Consider the following 11386-nt stretch of genomic DNA (forward strand, 5'->3'; position numbering starts at 1 on the left):
CCGGGCTTCTATTTTTTAGAATAATTTATTCGTTGATGTTGCAGATAGGGATTTCGCGTTTCACACTCTGACGCAAAGAGATCAATGTCTCCGTAGCCGTCACACCCGGTATCTCCTGAATTTTTGAATTTAACAATTCCATCAGATGCTCATTATCACGGGCATACAATTTGATCAGCATTGTGTACGGACCTGTTGTAAAATGACATTCGACTACTTCCGGAATCTTCTCGAACTCAGGTACGACATCTTTGTACATGGAACCACGTTCCAACTTTACACCGATGTATGTACAGGTATTATATCCCAGAATCTTCGGATTAATATGATAACCTGACCCAACGATCACATTCATATCAATCATGCGCTGTACCCGTTGATGGATGGCTGCACGCGACACGCCACACTCTTCAGCTACATCCTTGAAAGGAATCCTGGCATTTTTTGAAATAATGTTCAATATCTGCCGGTCCAGTTTGTCTATTTTCTCCATTTTCTCTATCGCTTTATTATACGCTCTTGTTATTTATATATCAAAAGTATATAATTATTTTCAACAATCTATCATTCTGAAAGAAAAAAGTACTAAATAAATAATAAAAGCGGGCAAATAATGCTTTTTAGCATAATTTACCCGCCCCTTTATTTACAAATGTAATATTGTTATTTCTGGTCGTCTTTCACGATATCCAGTAATTCTATTTCAAACTTCAAAGTACTGTTCGGTTTGATATTGCTTCCGCGAGGAGGTTGTTGACCATAACCCAATTCAGCCGGAACCCAAATAATATATTTAGAACCAACCGGCATAATCTGCAGAACTTCAGTCCATCCCGCAATCACCCGGTCTACAGCAAATTCAGCAGGTTCACCACGATCTACAGAGCTATCGAACTTAGTTCCGTCCAGCAATGTACCTGTATAGTGTACTTTTACCCGATCTTCTTTTGCAGGTTTTGCACCTGTACCTTCAGTTTCCACTTTATACTGCAAACCGCTTTCTGTAGTGATAACACCTTCTTTTGTCTTGTTTTCAGCAAGGAACTTATCTCCTTCTTCTTTTGCTTTCTCAGCTTCTTTAGCCTGAGCTTCTACAAAATAAGTGTTCAGAAAAGCCTGAGCCTGTTCCATAGTCATCTTCGCACCAGTAGTATCGTTCTTCAAAGCTGCTTCGAAACCAGCCAACAGATCGTCAATATTAACAGGACCACCAGGCATGCCTTCCAGATTCTGTTTGAACATACTTCCGTTCGCAATACCGATTGCATAGCTCGCGCTATCCGCACCAGTTTTCAGGCTGGCACTTCTTTTTGAGTCACAAGATGTGGCAGAAACGCCCAACGCTACAATAACCGTAGCAACTAAAACATTAATCTTTTTCATTTTTCTCTATAAATTATTTTACTATGTCCAATAATTCGACATCAAAAACCAATGCGCTGTTCGGCTCGATAACTTCTCCTGCTCCATGTTCGCCATAAGCCAGGTTGGAAGGGATGAACAGTCTCCATTTGGAACCTACCGGCATTAGCTGCAATGCTTCCACCCATCCCGGGATTACCTGCGATACTCCGAATACAGCCGGTTCGCCGCGCTGTACTGAACTATCAAACACTGTACCGTTGATTAAAGTTCCGTGATAATGACATTTTACGTTGTCGGAAGCAGTCGGCGTTGGGCCTTCACCTTTCTGAAGTACCTGATATTGCAATCCGCTGGGCAGCGTTACAACACCTGCTTTTCCTTTATTGATAGTCAGGAATTCTTCGCCTGCTTTCTTATTGATTTCAAATTTTTCTTTTTGTAGCTTCATGAAGTAATCGTTGATCACCTGCTTAGCTTCGTCATAACTGATTTCAGGAGTCTGGCCGCCCAAAATATCTTTCAATCCTTTCACAAAGTCTTCAATCTGAAGATCATTAATGCCCGAGTTCTGGAAATTATTTCCGATACTTAAGCCAAGTGCATAACTTACTTTATCCATTCTTTTTCGTTTTCAACTAATTACAAGCTACAAAAGTAATGCTTTTAACTACACAAACGACATCAAAAGGTACTTTTTTATTACTTTTGCATCTGTTATGGGAGAACAACGAACGGAATCTTCACTATTTTCAACGCTCTTCGATCAATTCAGAGAGCCGTTCATCTTGTTTGCCAATTCATACGTAAGGGATATGGCCGCCGCGGAGGATATTTACATGGAGGCAATTATCCAGTATTGGGAGAAAAGAAAGGAGCTACCTGCCGACACCAATATCCCCGGATACCTATTAACATCTGTAAAAAACAAGGCACTCAACCACTTACGACACCTGACCATCCGGACTGATGCGGAAGATCAGCTATATGACCACCGCCAACGCGAACTAAATTTCCGTATCTCTTCTCTCGAGTCGTGCGACCCGTCAGAGCTCTTCACCATCGAAGTAAAAGAAATCATCCGGAAAACACTGGACGAATTACCGGAACAGACCCGTACGATCTTCTTTAAAAGCCGGTACGAGAGTATGACCAACCGGGAGATTGCGGCAGAACTGGACCTCAGCATCAAAACAATCGAGTTCCATATTTCGAAAGCATTGAAACTATTCCGCAGCAGGTTAAAGGATTATTTGCCGTTACTTATGGTTCTGACCAAAATAGGAGAACTCTGAAGTTAGCCGGACAGCCTGAAATAGAAATAACAGAGAAACTTAAACTTTCTGACAGACTAATCGTTTATATAATAAAACGATAAGATTATGAGATGTATTAAGAAATGGGGAATAGCGTTAGCCGCAATTACAGCGAGTGCACAGTTCAGCCCGGCAGATGCCTGTACCAGAGTTGTCTATCAGGGAAAAGGAAATACGGTGTTGACCGGACGGACAATGGACTGGAAAGAAGACAGCCGCAGTAACCTCTGGATATTTCCACGAGGAATGCAACGCAATGGCGAAATAGGTAAAAATCCATTGGAATGGACTTCTAAATATGGTAGCGTAGTTACTTCAGCATACGACATTTGCAGTACGGACGGGATGAATGAAAAAGGACTGGTAGCCAACCTGCTCTGGCTCGCCGAATCGGAGTATCCCCAATGGGACGGCAAGAAGCCGGGATTATCCATTGCTGCCTGGGTTCAATATATGCTGGATAATTTTGCGACAGTGGACGAAGCTGTCGATTTTGTTGAAAAAGGGACATTTGAAGTGGTATCGGATATGATGCCGGACGGAACCCGGATGGCGACATTACACCTTTCCATCTCTGATGATAACGGCGATAATGCCATCTTCGAATATGTGAACGGGAAACTGAACATCCACCATGACAAATCCTACCAGGTCATGACCAACTCACCTGTTTTCGACCAACAGTTGGCTTTGGACGAATACTGGAAGAATATCGGAGGAACGACTTTCTTACCCGGAACCAACCGGGCGGCCGACCGTTTTGTCCGTGCTTCTTTCTATATCAATGCCATACCGAAGGTAGAAGATACACGCATGGCAGTGGCTAGTGTATTCAGCGTGATCCGTAACACGTCGGTTCCGTTGGGTATTACAACACCCGACCAACCGAATATTTCATCTACGATATGGAGAACCGTTTCCGATCAAAAGAATAAAGTCTATTATTACGAATCGACCATTCATCCTAATATCTTCTGGGTTGATTTCAAGGATGTGGATTTTTCAGAAAAGGCACCGGTTAAAATGCTGGACCTGGTGGGCGGTAAAACCTATGCGGGTAATACGGCAGATCAGTTTGTCGTAACTGAACCATTCAAATTCCTGGGAGCTCATTAAGCTCCCTTTTTATGCAATATCTTCACTCAACTTTACCCGCAGATCATTTTGATAGGTGTGCATGAACTTCTCCAGATTGAAGAATAAGCGGGAAAGGACTTTGAGGAAAGGATTTTTCATCCGAATGGTTTCCGTCGACGTAAAATGCGTCCCGCCTGTACTGGTTGCTTTCAATTCTCCTTTCCAGTGACCGGTGAATCCGTTCCCCCGGACAATATCGAACTCATACAAAGAATAAGGCTTTTTATGGGCAGTCCGAAAACGGATGACGGAGCCATTCTTCGCTATCTCATCCCAGACTTCTATCCCGTCATTTTCTTCTATAATGACAATTTCTTCCAGATCGCTGCGATAACCGTAATCGGCATTATTCGTCAGCGCATTATATACCTTCTCCGGCGATGCATTATAATAACATTCACTGGTTGCGGTCCTTTCATTCGGCAAAAGAAGTCCGATGATAAAAATCAAAGCGACAATCCCTGCCACGACAATAAAAAAATAGATAAAGAAAGACATCATTATAAGCTTATTTCTAAATAACTGAATCACTGATTGTTTACAAATATAACCAATTAAAAGAATATAACAGAAACATTCCCGATAAAATCCATACCACTTTTCCGGGACCAACAAAAAAAGGTTTGCTTCGGGAGCAAACCTCTATAAACAATTAAAGCCTGTCTCACGACAAGCCCTAATCAAACTTTGTTAACCTTAAATCTAATACTATTATGAAAAAACCACAGTACAAAGATACGGCTGTAGCAAGTGTTTGTCAAGCTTTTTAGAGACAATATATGTTAAGCGGAAAAGCTTCTTTCGCCAAAAAGTGTTAGTGATGATAAAACTATATACAATACAGACAAAAACTGCTAAAATTAACAGTTAAAAGAGGCTTTTCCACCGAGATATCCGATATCGATCTAGAGCACCAACTCTTCAAATAATTTTCCGAACGTTGCCTCCAGATCGCAGGAAAAGCCGGGATGCGGGCGGGAGGTCTGTATCGAAGAGCTCCGTACAGCCGTCAGCCAGCGAAAACGTTCGGGAATATCCATCGCAGCGATCGGACCTGCGTTTTTTGCACCCGAACAGATATGATCGAATACTTTCAGACTGGCATACAACGAATCCATATCCAGCTCCGATGAAAACAGACGGAGCTTCTTCTCGTCCACCTGATAACGGGCCTTTATAAAGCGGGCCTGTTTCGAGAACATGATAATGCCAACATTAATAAACTCCTCACGTTCCACCCGGGGAACAAAGCGGATAACGGCGTATTCATATAAGTGCTTTCCTTGCATCTTGCGCTTCTTTTATAAATGTTTCGGAATGGGCAATCCTTTCTGTCAGAAATTCCATATAGACATCTCTTATCTCCTGCGGCGTACCGGGACTTTCGCTCCACTGCAACCAGTCGTCCGGGATCAGGGAGACGATCTCACGGATCTTTTCCGGAGTAAGCAGGCGTTTGAACTCAGCATTCACTTCTTCCAGCTTACCGGCCTCCGGCAACAAAGCATGATCCTTGATCTGGATAAACGGGCTCAAGGCATGTTTTCGCCAGTTTGACCATGAATAATGGAAGTAGAGCGATGCTCCATGATCGATCAGCCATAATTCCTTATGCCACATCAGCATATTGGTATTGCGGGTCGTACGGTCCACATTGGTCAGCAGGGCATCCAGCCAGACGATCTGCGACGCCAGCTTTTCTCCTACCTTATTAACTACCGGGTCGAATGTCAGTGCGCCCGACAGGAAATGCAATCCCAGGTTCAGACCACGGCTGGCCTGCAACAGGTCTTGTATCTCCTCATCGCCTTCCGTTCTTCCGAAAGCCTCGTCCAGGTTCAGAAATACCAGTTCCGGGACACGAAAACCCAGTGCGCGTGCGACTTCGCCACCGATCAGTTCGGCAATAAGCGCTTTAGTCCCATGACCGGCGCCACGAAACTTTACAACATATTTATATTCGTCGTCAGCTTCAGCCAAAGCCGGCAACGAGCCGCCTTCCCGTAAAGGCATAATATATCTGACAACATTCGCTGTTCGCAATTCCATATTCAAATGCTTTTGACAAAGATAAAGATACTTCCTGTTTACACAAAAGAAACAATCAACATCTCTAAAACAATATGAACAGGCAGTTGTTTTAATTGAAAAGGCGTTATCGGATTATACAGGCTATAAAATCATTGGCTTATGTCGCATTCTTCCCATCATTTATTAAGAAGCAGGGAACAGGAAAGAGCTTCCGTCTCCTATTCGGAACTGTTGTTCGACCTGATCTATGTCTTTGCTGTCACACAGCTGTCGCATTATCTGCTTCATCACCTGGACTGGCAAGGATATGTACAGGAAATCATCCTGTGGTTTGCTGTCTGGCTCGCCTGGCAACATACAACCTGGGTGACCAACTGGTTCGATCCCGAAACACGTTCCATCCGGATACTTCTGTTTATCCTGATGCTGGTCGGATTGATCATGGCTTCGGCTATTCCCGAAGCTTATACAAGCCGGGGGCTGATCTTTGCTGCCTGTTATGTCGCTATCCAGTTAGGGAGGACAATCGTAATTGTCTTTCTACTGGATAAAAAGCACCATCTATCCCCTAATTTCAAACGTATATTGGGTTGGTTTTGTATCTCTGCCGTATTCTGGATAACAGGGGCATTCAGCGAAGGGGACACACGTATTCTTTTGTGGCTGGTTGCCGTCCTGTGCGATTATACTTCGCCTATGTTCGGCTTTTACCTGCCGGGACTCGGACGGTCTATTTCCAGTAAAGAGTGGACAATCGAAGGACAACATCTGGCTGAAAGAAGCCAGTTGTTCGTCATTATCGCTTTCGGTGAGACGATTATGATGACGGGTGCTTCACTCAGCGATTTTGAGATATGGGATTCTACAATTATCTATGCAGCGATCATTTCTTTCACCAATAGCCTGGCGATGTGGTGGATTTATTTTGATGTCAGCAGTGAGGCAGGCAGCCGGAAGATCAAAAAGATATCGAATCCCGGTTTACTCGGCCTGAAATATCACTCGATACATGTGGTACTGGTCGGTGCACTGATCATCTGTGCGGTTGGTGACGAACTGGTTGTCAATCACCCGTTGGGAGAAATGACGACAGGCGGCATCTTTGCGATGGTGGGCGGCCCGATCATTTATTTAATGAGTAATGCCGTTTATAAATGGATCACGTGCCAGTTAATCGCCTGGTCGCATGTGATTGCGGTTATCACGCTGGCTCTCATCATTCCGTTTGCCCGTTTTTTCAATCCACTTCAATTGAATGGGTTAACTGCACTCATATTTATAGCGGTAGTTATTTATGAGACCACAAAAAGCCGGATGGCTCTCAAAAGCATTCCAACATAAACCTACTCCCGCACTCGATAGTAGAACCGTCAAGTCCGGGAACAGGAAATATTCAGACAAGCCGGTAGATATTTCCCGGTAAAGCTCTGATCAGGCCGTTCATCTCCATCTCAAACAATAGAGAAGATAATTCGCGGACAGGCAGATGCAGTTCCACAGCCAGCCGGTCGATATGCATTTCCCACTTTTCGCGAAGCTGGGACATTACCATTGCTGTCCGTTCATCCTCCCCGAAAAACAATTCTGTCTGAACAGGGAGAGGAGAAGCTGTTTCCTTTATATCCCAGCAAAGGGCCGAGATAAGATCGGATGCGGAAGTTATCAATCCTGCCTTATTCTGCCGGATCAATGCGTTACAACCCTTTGAATGGATATCGTTCACCCGTCCGGGGAAAGCATACACATCACGGCCATAGGAGAATGCAAGGTCGGCAGTGATCAATGAGCCACCTTTCTCTGCCGATTCTATCACAATCGTTGCATCTGCCATGCCGGCCACAATCCGGTTACGCCGGACAAAGTTAGGTTTATCCGGTTCCGTTCCGCTGTGAAATTCAGACAACAGTCCACCGCGTTCCAACATATCCACTGCTACAGAGCGATGCGAAGACGGATAAATACGGTCCAGCCCATGAGCCAGCACACCGATAGTCGGCAAGTTTGCCTTTAGTGCCGCCCGGTGGGCACAGATATCGATGCCATAAGCCAATCCGCTTACAATCAATATACCGGGAATAGTCTGTGAAAGGGTTTGTACCAGCTCTTCAGTCATTACACGACCATAATCCGTCGCATGGCGGGTTCCTACAATGCTGATAATGTGGGAAACATTCAGATCAGCACTCCCTTTGAAATAAAGAAGTACCGGAGCATCGGAGCACTCCTTCAAACGTTTCGGGTAATTCTCATCTGTCAGGAAATAACAGATGATCTGGTTCTTTTCAATAAAGGCTAACTCTTTTTCCGCTTGCAGAAGAACTTCCGGGCGTTTGATGGCAGCAGCCGTAGCCGTGCCGAAACCCGGAATCTTCTCCAATACTTGCTGTTTTTCTGTAAAAACACCTTCTGCATCGCCACAGGTTTGCAAAAGCTGACGGGCCAGGATATCTCCTACCCCGTTTATCATAGTTAAGCCAATTTGGTAAATCCGGTTGTCTGTCATGATCTATATCATAGTTTATCCTGTATCCTTTTAAGCATTTCGTCGAAATATTCGCCGCGGGTCAACTTGCCGTCCTGCACAACTACAGACTCAACTTTTCCCTTGGTTGCCAGCGCGCCGTCGGAAGCCCGGTAGATATCCTGTTCAAAAACCAGCTTCACTCCTTTCTTATACACATTCAGGCAAGAGATATAACTGTCGCCGCTCTTCAAAGATGTTTTATAATCTATCTCCACATGAGAGACGAAGCCGTCCACCCCTTTATCGTGCATGGCTCCGAAATTCTCGCCCAGCGATTCGAGGAACTCATGACGGGTATGCTCCATATAATGCTGATAGTTGGAGTTGTTCACTACTCCCTGCAGGTCGCATTCATAATCGCGCACCTTGTCTGTCAGTTTAAAAATATACTCTTTCATTATTTCAGTTCTTTATCGTTGTTAGGTACCATTTTATACAGGCGGTCGGAAGGGCGTACCTTTTCAGATACTTTGAAGGAGAAACGCTCGCCTTTTACAGTTTCTTCCACCGGCTTCAGGTCGACACGTATCTCATCGATGGTCTGCATCACCGCACCGGTTGTCGGGCCTGTGATCAGAATCTCATCTCCCGCTTTCAGCGAGCCCGATTCCATTTCAAATTCAGCCACACCGATGCCGCTGAAGTATTTGATGCCTTTCGCCACATATACTTTCTTCTTAGTCGAACCGGAACCATACTTGCTGCTCCATTCACCCAAACGCTGTCCCAGATAATAGCCGTCCCAGAAGCCCCGGTTGAAGACGCTTTTCAGACGCTCGTCCCAGACGGCGATCTTTTCTTCATCATATGTTCCACTGCAATAAGCCTTCACTGCTTCTTTATAGCATTCAGTCACGAGACGCACATATTCCGGTCCGCGGGCACGGCCTTCGATCTTGAATACCCGCACGCCTGCATCCATCATCTTATTCATGAAATGGATCGTTTTCAGGTCTTTGGGCGACATGATATATTGGTTTTCTATATCCAGTTCGATGTTGCTGTCCTTATCTTTCACCGTATATCCGCGGCGGCAGATTTGCATGCAAGCACCCCGGTTGGCAGACGCATTCATTTCATGCAGGCTCAAATAGCATTTACCGGAAACAGCCATACACAAGGCTCCGTGGGCAAACATCTCGATACGGATCAGTTCGCCTCTCGGACCGGTTATCTGCTGTTCTACGATCTGTTGATAGATTTCGGCTACCTGTTTCAGATTCAATTCGCGTGCCAGCACCACCACATCGGCAAACTGGGCGTAGAACTTCAGCGCCTCCACATTCGATATATTCAGTTGGGTAGACAGGTGAACCTCCTGCCCGATCCGGTTCGCATAACTCATGGCAGCCACGTCTGCCGCAATAATTGCAGAGACTTCCGCTTCCTTTGCCGCATCGATAATTTCACGCATCAATGCCAGGTCTTCCCCATAAATAACCGTATTAACCGTCAGATAACTCTTAATGCCGTGTTCCTTACAGATGGAGACAATCTTACGCAAATCGTCCGTGGTGAAATTATTGGAAGAGCGCGAACGCATATTCAGTCCTTCAATGCCGAAGTAGATGGAGTCGGCTCCTCCCTGGATAGCTGCCATCAACGACTCATACGAGCCGACCGGCGCCATTATTTCAAAATCTTTCTCGTTCAAAGCTGTTTGGTTTTAAATTAGAAACCACAAAGATACGGCTTTCTTCGCATACTTCTAAGATAAAACCAGTTAACTTTTATCTGGTACCGGATAATGTGTACAACGATATCACACATTTATTTTATTTCATTAGATTTTCTTTTCTTAAAATATCCGTATACTATAAATACAGAAGATTTATATAAAAATTCAGACAAATAATTTCCTACATTCATCTGTTAAATTTGCGGCATTTAACAAATTAAGACATATGATACAAGCAAAAGCAAGATGGATACAGCTGATGATGATTATTGGTTGTACGACAATGTGGATGACATCCTGTAAAAAAGAGACGTCGGATGCACAGATGAAAGCATCTTACGCAACAATGAAAGTTTCAACAGCCAATAGGGAGTTGACCATACCCTATTCAGCGTCTATTCGCGGTCGCCAAGATATAGATATTTATCCGCAAGTATCAGGAACTATCGAACGACTCTGCGTAACAGAAGGACAGGTTGTACGAAAAGGACAGTTACTTTTTGTAATCGACCAAGTACCTTATAAGGCAGCTTTGAAAACAGCTCAAGCCAACGTTGAGGTTGCAAAAGCAGCTTTAGGTACTGCCGAATTAAATTACAACAGCACAAAAGAACTGTTTGCCAAAAAAGTTGTTTCCGAATTCAATCTGAAAACAAGCCAGAACAATTACCTGACAGCCAAAGCGCAACTGTCACAGGCAGAAGCACAGGAGTTAAATGCAAAAAACAACCTTTCTTATACAGAAGTAAAAAGTCCGAGCGACGGAGTAGTCGGTATGCTGCCTTATCGTGCCGGAGCATTGGTCAGCGCCAATATTCCTCAGCCTTTAACAACTGTTTCTGACAATTCGAATATGTATGTTTACTTCTCCATGACGGAAAACCAGCTTTTGGCCATGAGCCGTCAACATAAAAGCATGGATGAAGCTTTGGCCAATATGCCGGAAGTCACTTTGAAACTGAACGACCAGTCTGTTTATGAGCAGAAAGGCAAAATTGAATCTATCAGCGGAGTGATCGACCGCAAAACCGGTACGGTAGGCGTTAGAGCCGTATTCCCGAATGAATCCCGCCTACTCCATAGCGGAGCATCCGGCAATGTACTCATTCCGCAAACCTACACAGACTGCATCGTTATCCCGCAAGGCGCAACAGTCCGTTTGCAAGATAAAACCCTTGTTTACAAAGTAGTCGATGGCAAGGCCGTTTCTACATTAATTACCGTTGCTGAAATCAGCGACGGCCGTGAATATATCGTACTCGACGGGCTTAAGGTTGGTGAAGAAATTGTATCCGAAGGAGCCGGATTGGTACGTGAAGGAACACAAGTAAAATAAAT

The 11386-nt window shown here is 44.5% G+C and carries 13 protein-coding genes; 4 read left to right on the plus strand and 9 right to left on the minus strand.

Annotated features, from left to right (window positions below; translation table 11 throughout):
- Window positions 1–25: 25 nt before the first annotated feature.
- The 3 genes from DWX23_RS06395 to DWX23_RS06405 form a co-directional block, all read right to left on the minus strand.
- On the minus strand, window positions 26–493 hold the full coding sequence (locus DWX23_RS06395; protein WP_005860962.1) for an Lrp/AsnC family transcriptional regulator: 468 nt from the start codon (window positions 491–493) through the stop codon (window positions 26–28).
- Between the two features lie 170 nt (window positions 494–663).
- Window positions 664–1383: an FKBP-type peptidyl-prolyl cis-trans isomerase gene (locus tag DWX23_RS06400; RefSeq protein ID WP_122373846.1), complete on the minus strand. Its 720-nt coding sequence runs from the start codon at window positions 1381–1383 to the stop codon at window positions 664–666.
- A 13-nt stretch (window positions 1384–1396) separates the two neighbouring features.
- On the minus strand, window positions 1397–1984 hold the full coding sequence (locus DWX23_RS06405) for an FKBP-type peptidyl-prolyl cis-trans isomerase (protein WP_122373847.1): 588 nt from the start codon (window positions 1982–1984) through the stop codon (window positions 1397–1399).
- 97 nt (window positions 1985–2081) lie between these two features.
- Here DWX23_RS06405 and DWX23_RS06410 point away from each other — a divergent pair, with 97 nt between their 5' ends.
- Together DWX23_RS06410 and DWX23_RS06415 are read left to right on the plus strand one after the other, a co-directional pair.
- Complete coding sequence (locus DWX23_RS06410) at window positions 2082–2657, plus strand: RNA polymerase sigma-70 factor (RefSeq protein ID WP_122373848.1); 576 nt, start codon at window positions 2082–2084, stop codon at window positions 2655–2657.
- A gap of 87 nt (window positions 2658–2744) precedes the next feature.
- Complete coding sequence (locus DWX23_RS06415) at window positions 2745–3794, plus strand: linear amide C-N hydrolase (protein ID WP_122354383.1); 1050 nt, start codon at window positions 2745–2747, stop codon at window positions 3792–3794.
- 9 nt (window positions 3795–3803) lie between these two features.
- Here the strand turns inward: DWX23_RS06415 and DWX23_RS06420 are convergent, their stop codons facing one another.
- From DWX23_RS06420 to DWX23_RS06430, 3 genes are all read right to left on the minus strand, one after another.
- Window positions 3804–4316 (minus strand): SRPBCC family protein, encoded by a 513-nt coding sequence (locus tag DWX23_RS06420; RefSeq protein ID WP_122354384.1) that lies wholly within the window; start codon window positions 4314–4316, stop codon window positions 3804–3806.
- Window positions 4317–4720: 404 nt separating this feature from the next.
- Entirely contained in the window at window positions 4721–5104 is a 384-nt protein-coding gene (locus tag DWX23_RS06425; RefSeq protein ID WP_122373849.1) for a DUF3037 domain-containing protein, read from the minus strand.
- A complete protein-coding gene (locus tag DWX23_RS06430; protein WP_122373850.1) occupies window positions 5082–5864 on the minus strand; it encodes a HipA family kinase in 783 nt (260 codons plus the stop codon). Before DWX23_RS06430 ends, DWX23_RS06425 begins: the two co-directional genes overlap by 23 nt.
- A gap of 141 nt (window positions 5865–6005) precedes the next feature.
- Here DWX23_RS06430 and DWX23_RS06435 point away from each other — a divergent pair, with 141 nt between their 5' ends.
- Window positions 6006–7187, plus strand: a complete 1182-nt coding sequence (locus DWX23_RS06435; RefSeq protein ID WP_122373851.1) for a low temperature requirement protein A — start codon at window positions 6006–6008, stop codon at window positions 7185–7187.
- A gap of 52 nt (window positions 7188–7239) precedes the next feature.
- Here the strand turns inward: DWX23_RS06435 and dprA are convergent, their stop codons facing one another.
- Genes dprA through DWX23_RS06450 form a run of 3 tightly spaced genes read right to left on the minus strand, consistent with a single transcriptional unit; the run spans window position 7240 to window position 10024 of the window.
- A complete protein-coding gene (dprA, locus tag DWX23_RS06440) occupies window positions 7240–8349 on the minus strand; it encodes a DNA-processing protein DprA (protein WP_122373852.1) in 1110 nt (369 codons plus the stop codon).
- Between the two features lie 8 nt (window positions 8350–8357).
- Complete coding sequence (locus DWX23_RS06445) at window positions 8358–8768, minus strand: thioesterase family protein (RefSeq protein ID WP_007655786.1); 411 nt, start codon at window positions 8766–8768, stop codon at window positions 8358–8360.
- On the minus strand, window positions 8768–10024 hold the full coding sequence (locus DWX23_RS06450) for a peptidase U32 family protein (RefSeq protein ID WP_122373853.1): 1257 nt from the start codon (window positions 10022–10024) through the stop codon (window positions 8768–8770). Before DWX23_RS06450 ends, DWX23_RS06445 begins: the two co-directional genes overlap by 1 nt.
- Window positions 10025–10274: 250 nt before the next feature.
- Here DWX23_RS06450 and DWX23_RS06455 point away from each other — a divergent pair, with 250 nt between their 5' ends.
- Complete coding sequence (locus DWX23_RS06455; RefSeq protein WP_122373854.1) at window positions 10275–11384, plus strand: efflux RND transporter periplasmic adaptor subunit; 1110 nt, start codon at window positions 10275–10277, stop codon at window positions 11382–11384.
- Window positions 11385–11386 lie beyond the last annotated feature (2 nt).

Source organism: Parabacteroides sp. AF18-52 (genome assembly GCF_003479145.1).
In the GTDB taxonomy this organism is placed as follows: Bacteria; Bacteroidota; Bacteroidia; order Bacteroidales; family Tannerellaceae; genus Parabacteroides; species Parabacteroides faecis.

Coding starts and splice junctions, on each gene's coding strand:
- DWX23_RS06415 (WP_122354383.1), top strand. CDS start 2,745: ATGAGATGTATTAAGAAATGGGGAATAGCGTTAGCCGCAATTACAGCG.
- dprA (WP_122373852.1), bottom strand. CDS start 8,349: ATGACAGACAACCGGATTTACCAAATTGGCTTAACTATGATAAACGGG.
- DWX23_RS06410 (WP_122373848.1), top strand. CDS start 2,082: ATGGGAGAACAACGAACGGAATCTTCACTATTTTCAACGCTCTTCGAT.
- DWX23_RS06435 (WP_122373851.1), top strand. CDS start 6,006: ATGTCGCATTCTTCCCATCATTTATTAAGAAGCAGGGAACAGGAAAGA.
- DWX23_RS06420 (WP_122354384.1), bottom strand. CDS start 4,316: ATGATGTCTTTCTTTATCTATTTTTTTATTGTCGTGGCAGGGATTGTC.
- DWX23_RS06395 (WP_005860962.1), bottom strand. CDS start 493: ATGGAGAAAATAGACAAACTGGACCGGCAGATATTGAACATTATTTCA.
- DWX23_RS06445 (WP_007655786.1), bottom strand. CDS start 8,768: ATGAAAGAGTATATTTTTAAACTGACAGACAAGGTGCGCGATTATGAA.
- DWX23_RS06425 (WP_122373849.1), bottom strand. CDS start 5,104: ATGCAAGGAAAGCACTTATATGAATACGCCGTTATCCGCTTTGTTCCC.
- DWX23_RS06405 (WP_122373847.1), bottom strand. CDS start 1,984: ATGGATAAAGTAAGTTATGCACTTGGCTTAAGTATCGGAAATAATTTC.
- DWX23_RS06400 (WP_122373846.1), bottom strand. CDS start 1,383: ATGAAAAAGATTAATGTTTTAGTTGCTACGGTTATTGTAGCGTTGGGC.
- DWX23_RS06430 (WP_122373850.1), bottom strand. CDS start 5,864: ATGGAATTGCGAACAGCGAATGTTGTCAGATATATTATGCCTTTACGG.
- DWX23_RS06455 (WP_122373854.1), top strand. CDS start 10,275: ATGATACAAGCAAAAGCAAGATGGATACAGCTGATGATGATTATTGGT.